Annotated in this window: 19 protein-coding genes; 8 read left to right on the forward strand and 11 right to left on the reverse strand. The window is 43.8% G+C overall.

Annotation, left to right across the window (positions count from 1 at the left end):
* The coding region (locus tag MSG36_RS11155; RefSeq protein WP_248367810.1) for a hypothetical protein at nucleotides 1–430 on the reverse strand (430 nt) is incomplete at its 3' end.
* Between the two features lie 773 nt (nucleotides 431–1,203).
* On the opposite strand from MSG36_RS11155, the gene MSG36_RS11160 reads away from it, so the two are divergent.
* A complete protein-coding gene (locus tag MSG36_RS11160) occupies nucleotides 1,204–2,124 on the forward strand; it encodes a LysR family transcriptional regulator (protein WP_248367812.1) in 921 nt (306 codons plus the stop codon).
* Between the two features lie 41 nt (nucleotides 2,125–2,165).
* Here the strand turns inward: MSG36_RS11160 and MSG36_RS11165 are convergent, their stop codons facing one another.
* The 3 genes from MSG36_RS11165 to MSG36_RS11175 form a co-directional block, all read right to left on the reverse strand.
* A complete protein-coding gene (locus tag MSG36_RS11165; protein WP_240493357.1) occupies nucleotides 2,166–2,948 on the reverse strand; it encodes a hypothetical protein in 783 nt (260 codons plus the stop codon).
* A 253-nt stretch (nucleotides 2,949–3,201) separates the two neighbouring features.
* A complete protein-coding gene (locus tag MSG36_RS11170; RefSeq protein ID WP_248367815.1) occupies nucleotides 3,202–4,395 on the reverse strand; it encodes an acetate/propionate family kinase in 1,194 nt (397 codons plus the stop codon).
* A gap of 712 nt (nucleotides 4,396–5,107) precedes the next feature.
* Nucleotides 5,108–7,177 carry a DEAD/DEAH box helicase gene (locus tag MSG36_RS11175; protein WP_080582207.1) on the reverse strand — a complete coding sequence of 690 codons (2,070 nt, stop codon included), beginning with the start codon at nucleotides 7,175–7,177 and terminating at the stop codon, nucleotides 5,108–5,110.
* 308 nt (nucleotides 7,178–7,485) lie between these two features.
* On the opposite strand from MSG36_RS11175, the gene rnb reads away from it, so the two are divergent.
* Together rnb and MSG36_RS11185 are read left to right on the forward strand one after the other, a co-directional pair.
* The gene (gene rnb, locus MSG36_RS11180) at nucleotides 7,486–9,492 is read left to right on the forward strand and encodes an exoribonuclease II (RefSeq protein ID WP_248367817.1); all 2,007 of its coding nucleotides are present in this window, start codon (nucleotides 7,486–7,488) and stop codon (nucleotides 9,490–9,492) included.
* Nucleotides 9,493–9,680: 188 nt separating this feature from the next.
* Nucleotides 9,681–10,511 (forward strand): AraC family transcriptional regulator, encoded by an 831-nt coding sequence (locus MSG36_RS11185; RefSeq protein WP_248367819.1) that lies wholly within the window; start codon nucleotides 9,681–9,683, stop codon nucleotides 10,509–10,511.
* Nucleotides 10,512–10,699: 188 nt separating this feature from the next.
* On the opposite strand, the gene MSG36_RS11190 is transcribed toward MSG36_RS11185, so the two are convergent.
* Entirely contained in the window at nucleotides 10,700–11,062 is a 363-nt protein-coding gene (locus MSG36_RS11190; RefSeq protein ID WP_048606017.1) for a DUF3024 domain-containing protein, read from the reverse strand.
* Between the two features lie 253 nt (nucleotides 11,063–11,315).
* On the opposite strand from MSG36_RS11190, the gene MSG36_RS11195 reads away from it, so the two are divergent.
* Complete coding sequence (locus tag MSG36_RS11195) at nucleotides 11,316–12,131, forward strand: phosphate ABC transporter substrate-binding protein (protein WP_017064361.1); 816 nt, start codon at nucleotides 11,316–11,318, stop codon at nucleotides 12,129–12,131.
* Nucleotides 12,132–12,206: 75 nt separating this feature from the next.
* Here the strand turns inward: MSG36_RS11195 and MSG36_RS11200 are convergent, their stop codons facing one another.
* The 3 genes from MSG36_RS11200 to MSG36_RS11210 all read right to left on the reverse strand — a co-directional run bounded on the left by MSG36_RS11200 (nucleotide 12,207) and on the right by MSG36_RS11210 (nucleotide 17,527).
* Nucleotides 12,207–12,893 (reverse strand): MaoC family dehydratase, encoded by a 687-nt coding sequence (locus MSG36_RS11200; RefSeq protein ID WP_017059493.1) that lies wholly within the window; start codon nucleotides 12,891–12,893, stop codon nucleotides 12,207–12,209.
* Nucleotides 12,894–13,226: 333 nt separating this feature from the next.
* Entirely contained in the window at nucleotides 13,227–16,379 is a 3,153-nt protein-coding gene (locus MSG36_RS11205; RefSeq protein ID WP_048610782.1) for a multidrug efflux RND transporter permease subunit, read from the reverse strand.
* Between the two features lie 11 nt (nucleotides 16,380–16,390).
* A complete protein-coding gene (locus MSG36_RS11210) occupies nucleotides 16,391–17,527 on the reverse strand; it encodes an efflux RND transporter periplasmic adaptor subunit (protein WP_048614803.1) in 1,137 nt (378 codons plus the stop codon).
* A gap of 259 nt (nucleotides 17,528–17,786) precedes the next feature.
* Here MSG36_RS11210 and MSG36_RS11215 point away from each other — a divergent pair, with 259 nt between their 5' ends.
* A complete protein-coding gene (locus MSG36_RS11215; protein ID WP_102436457.1) occupies nucleotides 17,787–18,230 on the forward strand; it encodes a cytidine/deoxycytidylate deaminase family protein in 444 nt (147 codons plus the stop codon).
* Nucleotides 18,231–18,374: 144 nt separating this feature from the next.
* Here the strand turns inward: MSG36_RS11215 and MSG36_RS11220 are convergent, their stop codons facing one another.
* From MSG36_RS11220 to pepT, 3 genes are all read right to left on the reverse strand, one after another.
* Nucleotides 18,375–19,217 (reverse strand): mechanosensitive ion channel family protein, encoded by an 843-nt coding sequence (locus MSG36_RS11220; RefSeq protein WP_086774830.1) that lies wholly within the window; start codon nucleotides 19,215–19,217, stop codon nucleotides 18,375–18,377.
* A 136-nt stretch (nucleotides 19,218–19,353) separates the two neighbouring features.
* On the reverse strand, nucleotides 19,354–19,821 hold the full coding sequence (locus tag MSG36_RS11225) for a DM13 domain-containing protein (RefSeq protein WP_248367821.1): 468 nt from the start codon (nucleotides 19,819–19,821) through the stop codon (nucleotides 19,354–19,356).
* A 76-nt stretch (nucleotides 19,822–19,897) separates the two neighbouring features.
* Nucleotides 19,898–21,130 carry a peptidase T gene (pepT, locus tag MSG36_RS11230; protein ID WP_248367823.1) on the reverse strand — a complete coding sequence of 411 codons (1,233 nt, stop codon included), beginning with the start codon at nucleotides 21,128–21,130 and terminating at the stop codon, nucleotides 19,898–19,900.
* Nucleotides 21,131–21,484: 354 nt separating this feature from the next.
* On the opposite strand from pepT, the gene MSG36_RS11235 reads away from it, so the two are divergent.
* From MSG36_RS11235 to MSG36_RS11245, 3 genes are all read left to right on the forward strand, one after another.
* A complete protein-coding gene (locus MSG36_RS11235) occupies nucleotides 21,485–21,631 on the forward strand; it encodes a hypothetical protein (RefSeq protein WP_179946887.1) in 147 nt (48 codons plus the stop codon).
* 369 nt (nucleotides 21,632–22,000) lie between these two features.
* A complete protein-coding gene (locus MSG36_RS11240; protein ID WP_061016536.1) occupies nucleotides 22,001–23,053 on the forward strand; it encodes an aldo/keto reductase in 1,053 nt (350 codons plus the stop codon).
* 154 nt (nucleotides 23,054–23,207) lie between these two features.
* A complete protein-coding gene (locus tag MSG36_RS11245; protein ID WP_248367825.1) occupies nucleotides 23,208–23,942 on the forward strand; it encodes an RNA methyltransferase in 735 nt (244 codons plus the stop codon).

Here is a 23,942-nt window from a genome sequence, read left to right on the forward strand (position 1 = left end):
AAACATCACGAGGAGCATCGATGTCCACGTCTGGGCCTGGTTTATTATCCACATCCGGGCCTGGTTTGTTATCCACGCCTGGTAAGATAGGACCTTGCTCATAGTCAGGAATATCTGATAAGCCATTAGATGATGAGCTAGAAGACCCGCTAAATAGAGCGGCAGTAAGACCTAGAGCACCAGTACCAATAGCTTTCCAAACACCTGATTCATCTTGCTCGTAAACTTCGCCATTTAACTCCACTACCTTGTTATTTTGAGCATTCAGCTTAGCAAGCGTCGCAGCATCAATATTCTCCATTTGAGATTGAATCGCTTTTTCAGTCTCTAAATTTGCTAATTCAACATCCACGCCTTGCGCAATAACGTTACTTGAGAATACAGTTGTAATTAGAGTTGCTAATATTGTTTTATTCATGTTCATGTTCATGTAATTAAGTCCGGTAAATATAATTAATTTCAAAATACTATTTGTTTTCGGACCATCCTTGGAAGCGATGGATAAATATTAACGACTTCGATCAACCATGAATATTCGCCAATATTTAACTGACTATTAAGCTAAGCTTAATAGGAGAGACCCATACTCCAATCAATATAAATCAACTACTTACAAAAAAACTAAAGAAAAGTTGGGGATAAAAAATGCTAACACATAGTCAGCCCTTTTCACTTCACACCATTTTTTACGACTTGGTGAAATAGGTAATGCTCATCAAAAACATGGATAATCTGAAATTCATCAGATTTCGGTACAGTAAACGTAGCCCCTTTACTAACATCAACGAATGCAATGGAATAAACAACATCATGGTTCTAACGGATGACTTGTTGATTGTCGATACAGACAGGGGCACATGCATCCATGCGTTTACTCCCGCTTTTTCTTGCACACCACTAAAATACCAGTCGGACTCGGCAACGAAGTAATTTCCCGTAGTGACAGGAGCGGCAATACAGCTAAACGTACTAATTAGAGATAAAGACAAAATCGATTTTTCATATATTGGTTCGCTGATTCAAAGATTAATGTATGTTCCTAATCAAACTCTTCCAAATCAGCAACATTAAATATTAATCACTAATCCTTATCCCATTACATTTGCTTACTACTCTAATCAACCAGCTGAACTTAGAATATTTGAATTTTTTTAGCTGGCTGTTAAGCTGGATTTAATACTTCGATTGGTAGAAGGAACACCGATGAGTAACGATAAGTTTAAAAACCTTGACCTAAATCTCCTCAAGTTATTTTCTGTTGTATATCAGCAGCGTAACTTAAAAAAATCCTCGGAGTTGCTGTTCATTTCTCCTCCAGCAGTCAGTCAAAACATAAATAAACTGCGAGATCATTTTGAGGATGAGTTATTCGTTAAAACTCCAAAAGGTTTTGATACGACACCTTACGCAGACAGCCTTTTCTTGGCGCTCTCACCCGCTTTAACTCAGCTGTCCAATGCGGTGAATACACATGGAGAGTTTAAACCGAGCGAACTAAATGGCACTATTACTGTAGATATGGGCCAGCAGATCATTCCTTGGCTCTCTCCGATGATGTTTAATGAGGTTTCAGAACAGTGCCCCAATGTTACGTTTGCATCTCATAATATGACAACTGAAACCCCTTCAATGATGAAAACGGATCAGGTAGACCTTGCCGTTCAATTTCAGTTTTCTAATACAACGAAAGATATTTATGAGCTGCCTCTTGGCGAAGTAAATTTCGTTGCCGTGGTGAGAGAGGATCACCCTTTCAAGAAAGAAACCGCAACCATAGAGGAGCTTTTGGAGTACAACTTCGCCCTTGTTGAAATGCCATTTTTTAATACCTTCCATACCTCTCTTATTGAACAAGTTGTTGCGAAGAAAGAACTCGAGATAAATATTGTTCATAGAAGTACATCGGCAATCAGTATTCGCGAGATTGTGTTGAAAACAGACCTAGTCGTTCCGGCCCTAGAAAACTTTGTGAAACACTGTGGAGAGGGACTAAGAGCGATAAAAGTAACGAATGTAGAAGAGCTAACGACTTTACGGTTATGTGCCTATATCCATAAGAAAAACAGAAAGAGTCAGAAGCACTTGTGGTTGTATGAGATGATTAAGTCACTAGTCAATTCTTAAAAGCTGACGTGCGTGTTGCAAGCCAGCTTTACTATTAAGGCTTAAAACTGGTAATTGAACTCAATACGATGATCGCCATCCTCGTAGTTGGTATTTTCTGTCCAGTTTGCGAAATAACGAATGTTGGCTCTAGGCATTAATTGATAACCGATCGAAAACTCATGAGTCATGATAGAGTCGTCCTGTTGAAAACCGTAATCTTTATACGTTGATGATCCCGAAATCGTCCCCATATACATTGGGTTATAATTGAGCCAAACCTTTTCAGTAATTTGCATTTTGGCGTACATACCTGCCACATAAAAAGTGCCGTGTAGGTTATAACGGTCTCGAACTTGGTTTGCATCCAAATCACCACCTGTGGTTCCTGGCAACTCTTCTCCTGCAGCAATTCCTATCCCTGCGAGAGGATATAAATTGAACATCCCCATTTTAGGCAAAGCTTGAATAAAACTGTATGACGCTGAGCCTTGGTTATGGTCAAAATCCCAACTCACATCGACTTGCGCACCACGGCCATTGGTTAGATCAACACCAAAATTTCTAAATCGAAGCGAGTTAATACTGTCGTCGTTATCTCGATTGCTCCATCCCAGAGCTTCACCTGCAATACCTTTGATTTCGAGCACGTTCATGCCCATTGTCGTCTCTTTACCCGTATCATAGGTTTGGCCAAACTTGATGTTGAGACCTTTGTCTGTATAACCAAATCCCGCTTGTGTGTAGACAGCAAGAGGATCGGACATATCTTGCACTTCAGCCTCTTGAGCAAACGACAGCGGTACGATAGAAAGAACTGCTAAAGCGAATATAGGTCTGCACATAAACATTTGTAACCTCATAGAAAATTAAGGCTACGTCCTTGTAGCATGAAAAGTACGAGGACTATACGTAGAGAAAGAATTGGCGGAAATGTATAAAAACTTAATCAGATATTAAGCAGAGCTTCACATAAGCGAGTAACAGCCAAGAGATAATTTGATTCAAGCCTAGTCACAATTATGTGGAACCTGACCTACATATAAACAAAAAGCGAGCCACTCGGGCTCGCTTTTCAGTATTTTCTTTTAAGCTAAATTACAGAAGTTCTACCGACTGTTGAGCAATCACGAACTCTTCATTGGTTGGGATAACCATCGCTACTGCATCTAGCATTTCAGATTTCGCGATGATGCCATCTGCGCCAAAGCGAGCACCTTCATTACCAGCTACATCTTCAACAAAACCAAGAATCTTAAGGTTGTTTAGGATTTCGCGACGAATTGGTAGAGAGTTCTCGCCGATACCACCAGTGAAGATGATGCCGTCTAAAGAGTCTAACGTTGCAAGGTAAGAAGCAATGTATTTTGATACGCGGTAAGTAAACACCTCAAACGCAAGCTTAGCGCCTTCATGGCCCTCTTCCATTGCTTCTAAGATGCCACGAGCATCGCTCGTAAGACCAGACACGCCAAGGAAGCCAGACTCCTTGTTTAGAGAGTTAAATACTTGCTCTTGTGACCAGCCTTTCTTAAGTAGGTATTCGATGATGCCTGGGTCTAGGTCACCACAACGTGTGCCCATCATTAGGCCAGAAAGTGGTGTGAAGCCCATTGAAGTATCAACACTGTTACCGTCTTTGATTGCACATACAGATGCGCCGTTACCTAGGTGAACAGAGATGAAGCTAGATTTTTCGATAGGCTTGTTTACCATTTTCGCAGCTTCACGGCTAACGAAGTAGTGGCTCGTACCGTGGAAACCGTAACGACGTACGCCGAAGTCTGTGTATAGCTCTTTTGCGATCGCACCAGTGAATGCACGTTGTGGCATTGTTTGGTGGAAAGCCGTATCAAATACAGCAAATTGAGGTAGAGAAGGGAAAGCTTCAATCGCAGCACGGATGCCGACAGCACCTGCAGGGTTATGAAGTGGAGCTAGGTCAGATAGGCTTTCAATTTCGTTCGTTACTTCTTCAGTAATACGAACGGTTTGAGTGAACTTCTCACCACCGTGAACGATACGGTGACCGATAGCCACGATATCAGCAGTAAAGCCTAGATCTTCCATCAGGCCAACCAATTTGCCAATGGCAATTTTGTGGTGGTTATCTTCGCCTTGAATGGCAATTTCAGTTTTCTCGCCTTGATATTTCCAGCTCATACGAGCATCTTCAAGACCAAAACACTCCCCTAGGCCACTTAATACTGCTTCACCAGAAACAGAATCGATTACAGCAAATTTTAGGGATGAACTACCCGAGTTAATAACCAGAACAAACGAATTAGACATTGGATATGGATCCTGTTTCAGTACGAATTGGATGAAGTGTTTACTTCAATTTTAGTTAAGTCCATTATTCAATAATTTTTGAATCTTTCAACTTTTGTTTTGAAAAAATCACTAAATGAACACAATTAAGTTGATCTTAGTCATCAAATTATTTATTTCGAGAGCGAAATTAAAAAATAGTTGAATAAGAAAATTAATGAACAGGTGACGCAAACGAGTGCTCACGTTATTTTTAACTTGATTCAGTTAATTAGAGCGACTCGAACAAATGCAGGTAATCCGCTTAGAAAACAACCACCCTTCCCTTTCGTCTGCTTATCATTACCGATAACTTTTTGCTCGATTTCTCAATTGCTCAGTGTTTGCATCAAAAAGCTCACTGGAATTGAAAGTAGTGATTTGATTGCCTTCGAGCACAACTCTACAAATAGATGCACTGTAACGTCGCTTAGATAGCCTTCACTCTTTGTTTTAGCATCTTGTAGCACGTTCTTTCAGTATAGGCTTAGAACGCGATACAGCTAAGTTTAGGCACTAACATTAGTTCTAGGCGCGATGCCTAGTTACATGAACGAAGCTTGATTAAAGTAAGCTGGCTACGAATATCGAACCAACCAAAGCTTAAGTTCAAATAGCAGGCACAAAAAAGCCGAGCATTACGCTCGGCTTTTAAATTCAGTGTCTAGACTAAAGCGTCTAAGCGACAGGTTGATTAACCTTCGTTGCGCTCTGGACGACGACCACGGTTACCACCGCCATTGCCGTTACCATGGCCACGTTCGCCACGGAAGTTACCACGGTGATCGCCACCACGGTTACGGTCGAAACGACGTTCGCCATCACGTCCGCCAGCAGAGTTACCATCGCGAGCACCATCACGGTTGCCACGGTATCCACCACGACCGCCTTCACGGTTACCACCTTCGCGGTTGCCGCCTTCACGGTTACCACGGTAGCCGCCACCATCACGACCGCCACGGTTGCCACCACGGTTGCCATCACGACCGCCGCCGCCACGACGAGGCTCACGGAAGTCATTGAAATCAACAACTACAGCGCCAGCTTCTTTTTGACGAATGCGAAGTTTGCTTAGCTTACCAGCAGTTTCAGAGTTCATTGCTTTTGGCAGTTGAACGTAAGTAGAACCTTGGTCTAGCTTGATAGCACCGATAGAACCTTTAGTTAGGCCAAGTTCGTTTGCTAGTGCGCCAACGATGTCTTTAACCTGAACGCCTTGCTCACGGCCAACTTGTAGTTGGTAAGTATCCCAATCTTGAGTATTGAAGTTGCGACCACCACCGTCACGGCCGTTGTCACGATCTTCACGACGCTCTTTGCGACGGTTCTTATCACGTTCAATAGCAGCGATCATTGGGTCTTCGCCAACGTAGAATAGTGGGCTCTTACCTTGCTGACGCTTAAGAAGCATTGCAGCTAGAGTAGCAGCATCAACTTCTAGAGACTCTTGAAGAGTAGAGATAAGACCTGCAAAGTTTTCTAGTGCTTTGCTTTCTTTCTCAGTTTCAAGTTCAGCGCCAAGCTTAGCAACACGTGCAGCAGCAACTTGGTCACGTAGAGGAAGTTGGATTTCTTCCATTTGAGACTTAGTTACGCGCTCGATTGTGCGAAGCATACGAATTTGGTTAGTGCGAACTAGTAGGATCGCTTTACCTTTACGTCCAGCACGGCCAGTACGACCAATACGGTGGATGTAAGATTCAACATCGAATGGGATGTCGTAGTTGAATACGTGAGTGATACGTGGAACATCAAGACCACGAGCTACAACGTCAGTTGCAACTAGGATGTCGATAACACCTTGTTTGATGTGATCAACAGTACGCTCACGTAGAGACTGAGGAATATCACCGTGCAGTGCAGCAGCTTTGAAGCCACGTGCAGATAGCCAATCAGCTAGACGCTCAGTGTCTTGACGAGTACGTACGAATACGATTGACGCGTCAGTTTCTTCAGTTTCTAGAAGACGAGACATTGCTTCGTCTTTTTCTACGCCTTTAACAACCCAGAAGTTCTGCGCTACTTTATCAACTGTGTGGTTAGTACCAGCAACGTCAACTTTAGCCGGGTTACGTAGGTAACGGTCAACAATAGTCTTAACCATTGGAGGCATAGTTGCAGAGAAAAGTACACGTTGTGCAGATTCTGGAGCTTGCTCTAGGATCCAAGTAACGTCATCTACGAAGCCCATTTTCAGCATTTCATCTGCTTCATCAAGAACAAATGTGTGTGCTTCATCTAGGTGTAGACGGTCACGAGTTAGTAAGTCTTTAACACGACCTGGAGTACCAACAACAATGTGTGCACCGCGGCTTAGAGCACGCATTTGGTCAACAATTGAAGCACCACCGTAGATTTCAATAACTTTAAGACCTTTGATATCACGGCCAAGGTTTTTGATTTCCGCAGCAACTTGAATCGCTAGCTCACGAGTAGGAGCCATGATGATTGCTTGTGGTTTGTGTTGGTTCAGGTTGATTTTGTTAAGTAAAGGCAGAGAGAATGCTGCTGTTTTACCAGTACCAGTCTGTGCTTTACCTAGTGCGTCACGGCCTTCAAGAAGAAGAGGAATAGCTGCTGCTTGGATTGGAGTCGGAGAAACGAAACCCATGCTATCAAGAGCTGAAAGAATGTTATCGTTTAGGGCTAATTCATTAAATTGAATTACAGATTCGGACATTGGGATCCCACTATATATAAGTAAACAAAAGGTCCCGGGAGCTCTATCAATTCCAATACTGATCCAATCAGATACTGATTCCATTCAGAGTTACGAAGCAGTAATAAAACACTTCAAGCCATTAGGGACGTCTAAGGGAGGCGGATTATTCCCTAAATGCATAAAAAAAGCCAGAAAAAATTGAAATACATCACATATTTTTCGGTTTTCTATCAATACTGGCTATCATGTCGTCAAAACTTGATGAATATCTCGTCAGGGCGATAGAGTTCGACCAAATTGATAGAGTTAAATAAGAGGGCAATTAATTTACGCTCTCTTCGGCTTTAAGTAGTAATCGGGCCTCGCAATGATTATAGTGTGCTCAATTGTTCTCGTTAGATAAAAGTCAAATGTTTCAAGATAATCCTCTACTCGCTCAGCTCAAGCAGCAAATCCAAGAAACCCTCCCTAAAAAGGAAGGTACTATCAAAGCCACTGAAAAAGGCTTTGGTTTTCTCGAAGTTGATAGCAAAACAAGCTTCTTTATCCCACCTCCATACATGAAGAAATGTGTGCACGGTGACAAGGTGATTGCCATCATTCGCACAGAGAAAGAGCGCGAAGTAGCAGAGCCTGAGGAATTGGTTGAACAAGGTCTTACTCGCTTTATTGCGCGAGTTAAGCTTTTCAAAGGCCGATTGAACGTTGTTCCTGATCACCCGCAGCTGAAGAAACTGCAACTTAAAGCGAAAGCAATGAAGGGTCTGAACCCTGAAACGCTTAAAGAAGGTGACTGGGTTGTTGCTCATATCGTTCAACACCCATTAAAAGGTGACAATGGCTTCTTGGCTCAGATCTCTGAGAAAATCACAGACGCTGACGACAAGATTGCACCTTGGTGGGTAACGCTGGCACAAAACGATCTACCAAACAGCGAGCCTGAAGGCATCGACAACTGGCTAATCAACGATGACGCCGATCTTGAACGTGTAGACATGACGCACGTCCCTTTTGTGACTATCGATGGCGAAAGCACAAAAGATATGGATGACGCGCTTTACGCGAAGAAGAAAGAGAACGGTGATTTTGAACTGACTATCGCAATTGCTGATCCAACGGCTTACATCTCTCCAGATGATGCGATGGATAAAGTGGCACGCGAGCGCGGTTTCACTATCTACCTTCCTGGTCGCAATATCCCAATGTTGCCTCGTGATCTTGCTGATAACCTATGTTCACTGATCGAGAACGAAGTTCGTCCTGCACTTTGCTGCACAGTAACGGTATCTAAAGATGGCGTTATCGGTGATGACATTAACTTCTTCGCTGCAAACATCAAATCTCATGCTCGTCTTGCTTACGACAACGTATCAGACTGGCTAGAAACAGGTGCATCAGAGAAATGGCAACCATCAGAAGAGATTGCTGCAATTGTTTCTGATCTTCACCAATTTGCTCAAGCACGTTCAGCATGGCGCTCAGCAAACGCTGTTGTGTTCCCAGACCGCCCTGACTACCGCTTTGAACTGAGCGAAGATAACGATGTTGTTGCTATCCATGCTGACATGCGTCGTAGCGCAAACAAGCTGGTTGAAGAATCAATGATCAGCGCGAACATCTGTGCGGGCCGAGTGCTAAAAGAAAGCTTCAACCAAGGTGTGTTTAACTGCCACTCTGGTTTCAAGGCTGAGAAAATCTCTGACGTTCTTGAACTGGTAAACCCGCAAGCGGAAACACCGTTCACTGAAGAGCAAATCGTTTCTCTAGAAGGTTTTGCTACTCTGCGTCGTTGGTTAGGCTCTTTAGACAACAGCTACTACGACAACCGTATTCGTAAATTCCAAGCGTACAGCGAGATCAGCAATGAGCCTGCACCGCACTACGCGATGGGTTTAGATATTTACGCAACTTGGACATCTCCAATCCGTAAATACGGCGACATGATTAACCACCGTATGCTTAAAGCACACATCTTAGGTAAAGCGCCAATTCAAACACCAGATGAAACTATCGGTGATGAACTTGCCCTGCACCGCCGTCACCACGGCATGGCTGAGCGTAATGTTGGCGATTGGTTGTATGCTCGCACTCTAGCCAATGCTCCAGCAGAAGAAACTCGTTTCCAAGCTGAGATTTTCGATATTAACCGTGCAGGTATGCGTGTACGTTTACTTGAAAATGGTGCTGCTGCATTTATCCCTGGATCTCTCATTCTTAATAATAAAGAAAGAATAGAGTGCAACGGTGATATGGGTACTGTATCTATCGATAAAGAAATGGTATACAAACTGGGAGACGTTTTAGAAGTAGTTCTCTCAGAAGTTAATCAGGAAAACCGTAACTTAGTAGCAAAACCTACTCAAGTATTTGCGGACTTGCCTAGCGAGCCTGAAACGACAAACGAAACCGAAGCTTAAAGGCTTTAACAGCTACGACTTTCAAGGTTACGGCTTTCAAGGTCAAAGCTTTCAAGGTCAAAAGCTTCAAAGGTTCACTTCTAAAGGCGCTAATAATTAGCGCCTTTTTTGTAAATGTCTCATGCTTAAACAATACTTAAAAAAAACAATCAATAAGCAATCAATTTACAACGTCAAAGAAGCTCACTATGTCATCAATCACAGTTACTCAGTTCAGAAACTTCATTCCCAGGAGACGAGAACGTTATCCTGCCTCTAAAAACGGTATCTTTATGGTATCGAAAGGCAGCATTTCTTTTGTGTTACCCAATGGTACTCAAGCCTCGTTACAAGCGGGAGATTTCACCCTTTACAATTCTGGTCAGATTAAAGACATCACGGTTAACACTGAAAATGGCGAATTCAGCGCAACCTGCTTAGATTTTGATTTGGCTATATTTCAAAAGTTCATTAATCAGTTCAGCGATTTAGAATCCACTCGAATCCCAGACAAGTACATTAAGTTCAATCAAACGGATACTGAGCTCTGTCAGTTGAAAGGTCTCATCATGTCACTGGCCAACTCTTCTTCTCAGAATGACTACGCACTCACTCAATTAGGCTTAAGTTTACTGTCTTTGATGGTGGAACAGTACCCTGCTCTATTGGCTATTATTGCTCGAGCTTCAAGGTTAACCGTGACCCAAAGAGTCATTCATTACATCGAGCAAAACATTGAGAACAATATCTCTTTGGATACGCTCGCCAGTTACATGGGAATGTCACCGGCTACGCTTAAACGTCGCTTATCCGCTGAAGATCTGTCGTTCTCAAACCTATTAAAGATAAAACGTATTGCTCATGCAGCCACTCAGCTAAGAACATCGGATAAGTCGATCACTCAAATCGCGTATGAGTCCGGTTTTAAAAGTGCCGCTCACTTCAGCACGGCCTTTAAAACGTATCACGGCAAAACACCAAAAGACTTCCGATCGCTAGTGGCACAAGCACAACTGCAAAGCGTAAAGCCGGAAGTTTAAACAAACAAAGCAATAGATTGATGTGAACGTCTAGTTGGGTACTGGTGTTAACCAAGTGGCTTCAATATTAGGCCACTTGGATTTGGGGTGAGGTCATTTGGTTTTGGGATTCAGTGGTTGAGTTTTGAGTTGAGATTCAGCTAATTATCTTCAGGAACAGGCCACCAGCAAACGGGAAGCCGGAGTGACTATGACCAGAAGTACGATTTAGGGTCTTTTTCTATTTCCGCCAAAATAGCATCAAGATCCTTCGATTTAGGCAGGTACGGATAAGGCCCCCAATTAACAGAGTCGGTTTCGACATCCCCTTCAAGCGGCACCATCACTAACCAACAAGATAACGACTCATCAAAGGTCACGCAGACGATCTCGTTTGTATAGTCACTGTGAGATGAGTCGAGTAGATAATGCGCCTGAGAAAACAGCACACCACCCTCACACTCTTCATATAGGGATTTACCTAGCTCGACAGGTAAACTGCGATTTCGAGATGTACAGAGCTTCTCAGCCCCAATTAAAAGACGATTCAGTTCGATATGAATGACGGACATAACACCCCTTGTAACTTCATAGAAACTTCTAAGTAGTGATTTCCTCTACTTAGTTTAGGACTCAACAAACATTTTAGCGAACAAGCGCAATCAAAATACCCGCCCTGCTCCCAGAAACGAATCTTGCTCTCGTAAACCCAAAAAACTATCACTCATCAATCAAACAGCTATGCATCGAGCGTATGGAATTTCACAAAAGTGTCATATAACCGACCTATCATATGCGACAAATGTTATTAACTAGGAGTTGTTTATGTTACGAGTCGCGCTTGCCTCTCTTTTATCCTTAGCCCTGTCTTCTCATGCTGCTTTAGCACAAGAAACCACTATTTCGGGCTCCACTTCAGTATCACGAGTGATGGATGTATTAGCTGAGGAGTACAACAAGACTCACCCTGATAACTATATTGCGGTTCAGGGCATTGGTTCTACAGCAGGTATTACCATGGTTAATAAAGGTGTCTCTGACATCGGTATGAGCTCGCGTTATTTAACCGACCGCGAACAAGACGAGAAGTTGAAGGTATTTCCAATTGCCTTTGACGGCCTAGCTGTCGTAACTAACCGCTCAAACGCTGTAAGCAACGTTACACGTGAGCAGCTGTTCGATATCTACAAAGGCAAAATCACGAACTGGAAAGCTGTTGGTGGCGCAGATCAGCCGATCGCAGTTGTCACTCGCGAAGCGTCTTCTGGTTCACGCTATAGCTTCGAAAGCTTGCTTGGTTTAACGAAGATCATTAATGACCGTCTAGTGTCTGACATCAACCCAAATAACTTGGTTGTAAACAGCAACAGCATGGTTAAAACGATTGTTAACCATAACCCGCATGCGATTGGTTTTATCTCTGTTGGTTCGATCGACCGTTCGATTAAAGCAATCACATTTGAAGGCGTAGAGCCAACATCTAAGAACATTGCTAACCACAGCTATGAATTGGCTCGCCCATTCTTGTTGCTGCATAAGACAGACTCAGTTTCTGACGAGAGCAAAGACTTCATCAAGTTCGTGAAGTCAAAGCAAGGGCAAGACCTTATCGAAGAGTACGGCTACACTCGCATTAAATAAGTGAGTGAGTTTTATCTTATGAAAAAAAAGAGAGAGCATTAAGCTCTCTCTTTTTTTGGAATCTAAATAGTTCGTTTAGAAGTGAAGTTGAATCACGGAAACGATCACAGCGCCAGGACGACGAATACCTTCGATTTCTACGCGGATTTCGCGTTCAATCTCTAGGCCTTTCTTAATTGGCGTTACTTTTGTTAGCGTACTTTTAGCACGAACGTTACTGCCCGATTTAACAGGGTATGGGAAACGTACTTGGTTAAGACCAATGTTTACGACCATCTTCGCTGTTGGGAATTGAGACTTGTCAGGGTCAACACTGTCAGTCAATCGAGGAAGCAGAGATAAAGTTAAAAAACCATGTGCGATGGTTGTTTTGAACGGAGAGTCTGTTTCCGCTTTTTCAGGCTCAGTGTGAATCCACTGCATATCTTCAGTAACAAGGCCGAACTGGTTAATACGGTCTTGACTTACATTGATCCAGTCGCCAGTATGGATGACTTCACCGATCTGCTGATTAAGCTCATCAAACACAAGTTGTGCTTCTGGCTTAAGTACGATCGGCTGTTCTACCGGCATCTCTGGTGCATCTTCATTGACAGCAGGTTTGTGGTGATCACGAACCCACGCAAAGAAATGGCTATTTTGCGTACGATTAAGAAAGTCGCCCCAGTAATCTCTAAGAGCTGGAGACATCCATTGCATAAACTCTGAGTGTTGCGAAGACATGCTATCGCCTCGGTGTTTAAATAAATCAATGACCTTCATAAGAACCTCAATGCACAAAAAATTTCAATATAACTTCGTAATTTTGAAACACTTCACACTATTGTGCAAATGTTTTCGAGCATACACCCGTTAGCTGAACCTTGTTAAAATCATATTAAACATACACTTACCAATAAAACATCATTTTATTACAAAACCCAAATTAGAGTGTTAGCTCTATCACATAACAAACATTTGTTTATATAAAAGGCGTTTTTATTCATAAGTGGAATAAAAAAGGCTTAGCGCAATGCTAAGCCTTAGTTTTTACAAGGAATTAATTCCCCAAGGGTTGGTCTTGCAAGAGACGAATCTTACAAGACACTCAATCCCCTATTCGTCATCAAGCGGAACCAGCTTGGTATTACCACCGTGTGCTTTCTCACGCTTACGTTGCACGAATGCGTAGAAGCCAGGGATTAGGAACGTACCCGCCAGTAATACACATAACAGGCCGCCGATCAGTGAAATACCCAGAGAGTTCTGACTCACGTGACCTGCGCCCGCAGCGAAGATAAGCGGGAAGATACCTAAGATGAACGACCAAGACGTCATGTTCACAGCACGGAAACGCAGCGTACCGCCCTTCACCGCCGCATCTTCAATCGGTGCGTCTTTCTCTTCACGCTCAACCTTTGCGAATTCCACAATCAGGATTGCGTTCTTCGCGGCCAAGGCTATCAAGAGAACCAAACCTATTTGTGCATAAAGGTTCAGCGGTGTGCCCGTCAGATTCAATGCTAAAAAGGAGCCTAAGGTTGCGACAGGTACCACGAGGATAATCGCAATCGGTATTGTCCAACTCTCGTATTGAGCGACCATAAACAGGTAGATGAAGATCAGAGCCAGTGCGAAAGCAAAGATCGCTTGGTTACCTGCTAGTACTTCTTGGTAAGCCATGCCTGTCCATTCGTACTGATAACCCTGAGGCAATACTTCTGCAGCTACGCGTTCCATTGCCGCAATCGCATCACCACTTGAGTAACCTTCTGCAGGTTGACCTTGAATCACGGCACTGCGGTACATGTTGTAACGCCATGCTACATCTGGTTCGAAGATCTGGTCGTAAGTCACCAATGTGCTTAACGGGATCATCTCGCCATTAGACGAACGAACGTGGAATCGTTGTAGGTCATCCATGCTGCTACGGTGTTCACTGTCAGCTTGCATGGTTACGCGGAAGTTCTTACCAAACATGGTGAAATCATTCACATACAGAGAACCTAGGTTGCCTTGTAGTGTTTGGAAGATTTCCGACAACGGAATACCAAGTTGCTGCGCTTTCTCACGGTCAATGTCGACATAGTAGTGCGGTACATTGGCACGGAAGGTACTGAATGTATGTGAAATCTCAGGCTGTTTTGCGGCCTCAGCAATCACGTCATTCATAACCATCGCTAGATCAGTACGGCTACGACCTAATGTATCTTCAAGAACGAACTCAAAACCAGACGCTGCACCCATACCCGGTACTGCTGGAGGTCCCATTGCAAATACAATCGCTTGAGGCAATTCTGTTGCTGCTCGACCGTTAATACGTTGTGAGATAGCTTGCGCTGAGTGTTGACCGTCCAGTGCGTTACGCATATCCCAATCATGCAGTTTGATAAATAGCGACGCACCATTCGAAGCAGAAGCGCCCGTCATGAATGCATAACCGTTTACCAGTGTCACACCATCAACACCCGGCTCTTGCTCAACCATCTCTAGCAATTGCTCAGTCACATCTTCTGTACGAGACAGTGATGCCGCGTCAGGAAGCTGCACGTTTACCAACAAGATGCCTTTATCTTCTTGAGGTACAAATGCCGTAGACGTAGTTTTCGCGAAGTAAGTTACCGCCGCTAGTGCCACAACAAAGAAGGTAAACAGTAGAACACCCTTTTTCACAAGGAAGCCTGCAATTTGACCGTATTTGTTGGTTACGGATTCAAGACCACGGTTAAACGCTTGGTACCAACGTGCTGTGTTACCACCGCCCTGTTTAAGAACCAATGAACACAATGCTGGTGATAGCGTTAGTGCGTTAATAGAAGAGATAACAACCGCAATACAGATAGTCAGAGCGAACTGACGATACATGATGCCGGTGATACCTGGCAGCATCGCTACTGGAATGAATACTGCTAACAGAACCAATGTAGAAGTAATAATCGGACCCGTTACTTCTTTCATCGCGATGAGCGTTGCTTTACGCGGTGAAATGGTTGGGTCTTTAGCCATCGTGGTATCAACGTTCTCGATAACCAAGATCGCATCATCTACTACGATACCAATCGCTAGTATCAAACCAAACAGAGTTACCGTGTTGATGGTGAACCCCGTCATCTGCATGATTGCAAAGGTACCAATCAAAGATACCGGAATCGCAACCACAGGAATCAAGGTTGCACGCGCACTACCCAAGAACAGGTACGTTACCGCAATAACCAGCAAGATAGCTTCGATTAAGGTCTTTACTACCCCTTTGATCGACTCAGCAACGAATACTGTCGTGTCATAGCTCGCCTCATAAGCAACGCCTTCGGGGAAGTTTTTGCTTAGATTGTCCAGCATCGCCATTACCGCTTTACCACTTTCCAGCGCGTTAGCGTCTGATTGAAGTGACAGCGTTACGATTGAAGCGTCTTGACCACGGTATTTACCATTGCCGTCGTAGAACTTTTTACCAAGCTCAACACGTGCGATGTCTTTTAAGTAAACCGTTGAACCATCTTGGCTAGCGCGAAGCACAACATTTTCAAACTCATCAGCCGTTTCTAGTCGACCTTTGGTTACCAAGTTGAACTGCACTTCTTGTGCATTGTCGTAAGGTGCTGCACCAATACGGCCAGCTGCTACTTGAACGTTCTGTTCAGCCAAGGCGCGATTCACGTCAGAGGTGGTTATATTGAGGTTAGCCATTTTCTCAGGATCTAACCAAACACGCATCGCGTATTCGCCACCACCCAATACGTTAACTTCACTGATGCCCTTCACACGAGCCAGCTGGTCTTTAATGTTCAAGTTCACGTAGTTGATCAGGAATTGGTCGTTGTACTCACCGTTTGGCGAATAGAAGTTCAATACCATCAACAGGTCCGGAGAACGCTTCTTAACCGTTACACCCACCATTCTTACTTCTTGTGGAAGCTTCGATTCGATCTGAGCAACTCGGTTCTGAACGTTGACCTGAGCCATATCTGGATCAGTACCAACATCAAAGGTCACGTTAAGGTTGTATGAACCATCGTTAGCACTTTTAGAAGACATGTAGATCATATCTTCTACGCCGTTAACCGACGTTTCTATGGGGTCGGCTATCGCCTGTTCCACCACTTCAGCACTTGCGCCCGTGTAGAATGCCGAAACACTAACCGACGGTGGACTAATTTTTGGATATTCAGCCACTGGCAAGATAGCGAGAGAAATCGCACCCGCCAGCGTTAAGATTATGGATATAACAAGGGCGAATTTAGGCCTTTGAATAAAGAAACGACTTAACATAAATAGTCCCCTTACTCAGCTTGTTCAGCAGAAGCTTGAATACGAACAGACATACCATTACGTACACGCTGTAGGCCTTGAGTGATGACCGCGTCGTTTTTCTCTAATCCAGAATGAACAATCACGCCACCTTCAATCTGGCGACCCATCTCGATGTTTCTGCGCTCAGCAACGGGTTCGGCTTCGCCTTCAACTAATACCATCACGAAGTCACCTTCGAGGTCGGTCTGCACTGCGCGACGAGGAATAGTCACAACATCAATAGGTTGTTTTTCACGTAGATCAACGCGAACGTGTTGGCCTGGAAGTAGTTGCTGATTCGGGTTATCGGCAATCGCGCGCATCGCGATCGTACCAGTATTGAGGTTGATACGGTTGCCCAAGAAGTCAAGCTGACCTAGATGTTCGAACGCTTCACCATTTTCAAGCATGATCTGAACTTCAACACCTGCAGAGTCGCTGCTGCCATCGCCTTCAATGCGGTCCATACCTAGCTCAATACGCTCACGCTCACTGATGCTGAACGATGCGTGGATTGGGTCTAGGCTAACCAAAGTCGTCAGCACACCTGAAGACGGTGAAACCAGATCACCCGTGCTCACTTTGGTATCGCTAATACGGCCAGAGAAAGGCGCGATGATTTTGGTATGAGAAAGCTGAACATTCGCAGCATTTAGCTGTGCTTGGCTTGCTTCAAGCTGTGCTTGAGAACCTAACAAGTTTGCGGTTAATGCATCGAATTCGGATTGAGAGATGCTGCCTTTCGGGAGTAGGTTTTTACCACGATTAAAATCAAGCTCAGCTTTTTTAAGGTTCGCGTTCGCTTGAGCAACAGACGCTTTTGCGCTTGCTACTTCGGCTTCAAACGAAGAAGGTTCAATCGAGTAAAGCAATTGACCCTTTTCAACCATTTGGCCTTCATTAAAATGACGGCTTTGTAGGTAGCCAGAAACCTGCGCTGTAATAGCCGTGTCTTCAACGGCTTCTATACGACCGATGTACGACTTACTTTGCTGGTGAGAAACAACGCTAACATCCTGTACAGCTACGAGAGGTAAAGGTGCTTGCTTGGCATTTTGAGCATCTTGCCCACACCCAGCAAGAATAAGAGAGCTTGCAAGAGCAGTAAGGATCAACTTTTTACGCATGGTTATACCGTCACTTATTAGTATTTGAACAGCATAAAATTTACGTAACACATCTGCTACCATTGTCCGAGGAATATCAATTATAACTGGCCAAAGTGTATCAATATGTTAATTGAAACCAAGCGCTTATAAAGTGATTACAAACACGCTACAATTCCTAAGTAAATCAATCTCTCAGCTTTTGTTCTCTATGGATATTGTCTAACATAATGTATTGTCAGACAGATAAGCATTCACATTTAATTGTTAAGGAATTCTCATGATTTCAAAATGGGCTAAACGTTTCTATCAAATGGCGGAATTGGTCGGTTCTTGGAGTAAAGATCCTTCAACTCAAGTCGGCGCCGTAATCACTAAGCACAACCGCATCGTTTCTGTTGGTTTTAATGGCTACCCACATGGCGTGTCTGATAGTGCGGATACTGATGACAGAGAGATGAAGTACCTCAAGACGCTTCACGCTGAAGAAAATGCAATTTTATTTGCTAAACGTGATTTGGACAGCTGCGAAATCTGGGTGACGCATTTCCCTTGTCCAAACTGTGCTGCAAAAATCATCCAAACAGGTATTTCAGCGGTACATTGCCCAGAGCAAAGTGAAGATTTTCTTTCTCGCTGGGGCGATAAGATTAAAGTTAGCCAAGATATGTTTGAGCAAGCTGGTGTACAAGTGGATTGGTTACCACTCGCTGAGCTAGACTAAGCTAACAGATAGTAAGAACAAAAAAGCCGAGAGTCGATAGTATCGCTCTCGGCTTTCTTATGTTTGGACTTATAGTTTGGGCGCTATATTTTGGAAGCTATAGTTTAGAGGCTATAGCTTGGTCATTGTAAACTGATGAGCAAACTAAGCGTTCGTTGGGAATGCTTCCGCATACGCTTCCATAAAGTCTTTACGAATATCTTGCTCTAAATGAATCGCTTTTTCGGTCGGACAGAAGATCATAAAGTGCACTTCTTGCTCACCTGTCGAACTGCTTGTGATATGGATGTGAGGCTCAGAACCCGGAAGGTCAACGCCAGCGTGCTTTTCGATCACACCGTTGTAACGGCGAGCAACATCGATAAACTCTTCACAATGCTCTTCAATTTTCACAATAAGACCCGGCACCATAGGGTATAGGTTTACAAAGTCTTTCACCGTCACAAAAAAGTTATGATAAACATAGCGCTTCATAAAGTTGAGGTTCTTTACCGGATAAGTGAAGAACATACTATTAGGCAGCGTGGCTGTCTTGCCAGTAAAGTGATATTGCCCATGGTACAAATCGATTTCTTGAATCACAGTCGCCATCAAATTGTGCTCAATCACCTCACCGCTGATTTTACCCACTTCGATCCAGTCGCCGATTCTAAATGAGCGAGAACTCGCACGTTGAATAGAACCAGTGAAACACAAAATGATCTCTTTAGATGCGACGACTATAGCAACCGCTATGGCCGTAACTGACAGTGCAAACTCGCTGATTTCGGATTTCCACAACACAAATAACGTCACAACAATAATCGCGAATGTGCCGTTTTTGGTTCGTGACATCCAGTTACGTTGGTCTTCGCTAAGGAAAGCAACATCACCTCTTATTTGAGACAAAGTGATTCGGCGAATGATTAAAATAATAGTGATAATCAACGCACTAAAAATAAACTTATGAGCGAGTAGAAAATCAATTACTTGCCACACTTTTTCCATTACTTAATCCTTAGCATTACAACAGTTAGCTTTACAACGGTTAGATTTACAAGAAAGCCGCTAATATCAGTGCTATGAAAAAGCGCTCAACTCCGGAGCGCTCATGTTCATTCTGGTATTAACCTAACTAAGGCTATCATTTTATCTTGGCAGAAGTAATAAATTGGCCAAAAGTTTCACACCAAATCACAACGGTATTAAATCGATTAAGATCAATACCTTCAGGAAGCTCAACCATAAAGCGGTCGAATGTTTTCACATCTCCGACTCTCAGTAACTCATTCTTGCTGTCATTGAAAGCTTGCTCGGTTTCAATGAACTTAGGTGAGAGGTAAACCTTATAATCAGGCCCCGGCGCCAGTTCGCCTTCAAACGCAATCGCACTTTCAGATACAGAGACGATGCCTTCTCCCCAATGCAAGAAATCACTGTCTTGTCGATCTTTAGTGAATTCGCCCGTGTAGATAGCCTGCTGACTGATCGCTTCAACAGAACTTGAGGAAGGAGAATCAGGCTCAATCAAAATAGGTAGTGCATAAACACCCAGCCCAAAACCAAAAGCACCCACGGCTAAGTGGGTGCAAAGTAAAACTAACTTTTTCATCGCGTACTCCCTTATGCTTAAAGAGAGTATTATTGAATACTCTCAAAAATACAAAGAGATATAACGCTCTGATGTTCTATTTTTGGTAATGCGTTGCTGTACGTTGAGACAATTCAACAATCACTTTTACCGCTTGCTCCATACCTTGAATGGTAATGAACTCATGAATACCGTGGAAGTTATAGCCACCAGTAAAGATATTCGGACACGGTAGTCCCATGAAAGATAAGCGAGCGCCGTCTGTACCACCGCGGATAGGTTTGATCATAGGCTCAACATCGCACTCAATCATCGCTTGCTTAGCCAACTCAATAATATGCTGATGAGGTTCAACCATCTCTTTCATATTGAAGTAGCTATCGGTAAGTATCAACTCAACATGGCCTTTCTCAAGGCGCTCATTCAGCTCATCCACTTTCTGTTGCATGAATGCCTTACGAGCCTCAACACCCTCACGTTCAAAATCACGGATGATGTAACCTAACTCAGATCGAGCCACGCCCATTTCAGCCGATTTCAGATGATAAAAACCTTCATAACCTTCGGTGCATTCTGGTGTTTCTTGCGCTGGCATCATCAGTTGGAATTGCGCCGCAATATTCATCGAGTTCACCATTTTACCTTTTGCGGTACCCGGGTGAACGTTCACGCCATGACAGATAACATCAGCGCTCGTGGCATTGAAGTTCTCAAATTCCAACTCCCCTACTGGACCGCCATCAATGGTATACGCCCATTCAGCACCAAACTTCTCAACATCAAACAGGTTCGCACCACGCCCAATCTCTTCATCCGGTGTGAAACCAATGCAAATGTCGCCGTGTTTAATCTCTGGATTCGCTTTCAGGTAAGCAATCGCGCTGATGATTTCAGCGATGCCCGCCTTGTTGTCGGCACCAAGCAGAGTAGTGCCGTCAGTCGTAATAAGGTCGTGACCATGTAAAGAATCAAGGTCTGGGTATTGGCTTGGGTTCAAACTCTCGCCACTTTCACCTAATTCAATCGTTCCACCTCGGTAATCTTTAATCACTTGTGGTTTCACGTTGGCGCCTGATGCGTCAGGAGCGGTATCCATATGCGCGACAAAGCCAATCGCAGGTACTGGGTAATCGACATTCGACGGTAGTTTCGCCATCAAGTATCCATTTTCATCTAAAGAGACATCAACTAAGTCTAATGCAACCAATTCTAACTTTAAGGCTTCAGCAAAGGTAATTTGACCCGGTGAACTTGGGCACTGTGGATTAGAAGGGTCGGATTTAGTATCGAAAGTAACGTAATTCAGAAAACGTTCTACAAGCTTTTCCATAATTCATCTCACCATGGATTAAGTAATTGATTTACTGACTTAATAGTTAGAGCGCGTTGATAAGTAATTTGTTATTAGAAAAATACCTACGCAGGGTCAGTAGCGAGGTTTTTCATCTTACGCCCCTGACCATCTATGTATTTGCTCTAAATCATTATTGTGTGAAATTAGAGAGGCTTCCTATACTTGAAAACAGAGGGTTTCGTCAGTTCCAATATTGCATACGGATGATAAGCGATCGCTTTGTACGCATTCTACGCCCTTCGCTCTCAGCCCAAAAAAAGTACAAAGTGGATGATGATCACAGTTTATCCTTGATGCAGAATCAGTCATACGTTACACGGAGACATAGTTATGACGATTAATAAATATTTCATTTTCTCTCCTCAAGCCTCTGAGGAAACACTTCAACCAGTATTAACTGAGAAAGAAGTTCAAAGGCAGGAAGCTCTAAGACAGGCGCAGACCCAGGGTGGGTTCGATACAAACGCGACCTCGTAACTCAATGAATACCTAGCACTATTAAGACCCCTATAAAAAAGCTCTACGCTCTATCCTGTAGAGCTTTTTTATTCTTGATGTATTTTCATCCCCCAGCCCCAAAAAAGTTGACGATTAATCCTTCGTTCATTGCTTGTTGTTCTTCACTTCTCGCTCACCGTTCGGCTCATAATTTCTCCCGAATGTATTTTCACACATTGCACACGTTAGCTTACGACGCCGAGAAACGACTCACTAAACTCCCCGATGCCATACCTTGTCGTGTCATTTTGTGCTAATAATTCATATTCGTTTTCATTCCTCACTCGCCCTCTTTTCAAAACTATAATGCGAGTACCAGAGAACCTAACCACAGGAACCCCGAATTCAATGGAATATTCAAAGCTAGGAAGTAGTCAAATTCCCGTTTCCCGTATCTGTCTTGGCAGCATGACTTGGGGGCTACAAAATACGCAACAGCAAGCCGACCAACAGATTGAGTACGCATTAAGCCAAGGTATTAACTTTATCGATACTGCAGAGATGTACGCAGTTCCACCTTCTCCAGATACCTACGGCAAAACAGAAGCAATCATTGGTAACTGGTTATCGCGTAACCCACAGCGTCGCCAAGAGTTGATCATCGCAAGCAAAATTGCTGGCCCTGGACTTCCTTGGGTTCGAGATGGTGGTCCTATAACCGGTGAAGCCGTGATCGCAGCCGTTGACGCATCATTAAAGCGCCTACAAACAGACTATATCGACCTTTACCAACTTCATTGGCCAAATCGCACAACGCCTCACTTTGGCAAGCATTTCCCGAATCACATTCGATTCAGTGATATTGACCGAAAGCAGCATGAAGCTGAAATGTTGGAAATCCTACAAGCATTAGCAAGCTGTATTAAGTTGGGTAAAATTCGCCATGTCGGGCTTTCAGATGATTCCACTTGGGGCATCAACACTTACCTCAAGCTGAGCGAAAAACACGATTTGCCACGTATGGTTTCGATCCAGAATGAATTTAGCTTGCTGCACGCAAAAGACTGGCCATATCTGATTGAGAACTGTGTACATGAAGATGTCGCTTATCTGCCATGGTCACCTTTGGCTGCCGGTATGCTAAGTGGTAAATACATTGATGGTGCAAGGCCGGAAGGTAGCCGCTGGACTTACATGCAACGCAAAGGTATTTTCCGTGACACTGAATCTGCCAATGAAGCGGTTAAAGGCTATGTTGAAGTGGCGAATGCTCATGGATTTACTCCGAGCCAACTGGCATTGGCTTGGTGTAATCAAGTTGATGGAGTGACGTCCACCATCATTGGTGCAACCACTATGGAGCAGCTAAAAGAGAACGTAGCCGCTTTCAGTAAACCGTTATCAAAAGAGATCCTTACCGATATCAATACCGTCTTTAAGCGCTATCCTGCTCCGTATTAAGCTGTCAGTTCAGCGAGACTTAGGTAAGTCAATCCCCATAAGAGCGCGCTATTTAGTGCGCTTTTCGTTTTTATGTGGATCGCATTGAGTCATCACGCTTTTGGTTATCCAACCTTTGCTCTATAATGCGCGGGCTTATATCTAGGATAAAAACATGATTTCAAAAAACCAATTAAAACTCCTTCGTGCTTTGGGCCAAAAGAAACAACGTAAAGCCCACGGCCTGTTTCTAGTTCAAGGTGAAAAGAACGTTCTTGAACTGTTCAATAGTGACTTAGTCGTAAAGAACGTCTTCGCTACTGCTGATTTCTTATCTGAAAATCACGCATCACTGATTGAGTTTGATTGTGTTGAAGCCTCGCTAGACGATCTAACCAAGGCAAGTACTTTGGTAAGTAACAATGCCGCAATTGCTGTGGTTGAGATTCCAAAGGTTGAATTACCAGAAGCGACAGGCTTGATGATTGCGCTTGATAGCGTTTCAGACCCTGGCAACCTAGGTACGATTATTCGCGTAGCAGACTGGTATGGCATCAAGCATATCGTTGCGAGCAGTGATTGCGCAGACCCATACAACCCTAAAACCATCAGCGCGACTATGGGCAGCTTTGGCCGAGTACACGTAAGTCAAACTGACTTACCAGCTTACTTAGAACAAGCGAACCTGCCTGTTTACGGTGCTTTCTTAGAAGGCGAAAGTGTTCATAAGACTGAGTTTACTGCTAACGGCATTTTGTTGATGGGCAGCGAATCTCACGGCATCCGTGAACACGCGGCTAAATACGTGACGGATAAGATTACGATTCCAGCATTCGGTGGCGCAGAGTCATTAAATGTGGCGATGGCGACAGGTATCATCCTCGACAACATGCGTCGTCAGCACAGCTAG

It is taken from the genome of Vibrio sp. 1CM8B (genome assembly GCF_023161685.1).
Taxonomy (GTDB): domain Bacteria; phylum Pseudomonadota; class Gammaproteobacteria; order Enterobacterales; family Vibrionaceae; genus Vibrio; species Vibrio coralliirubri.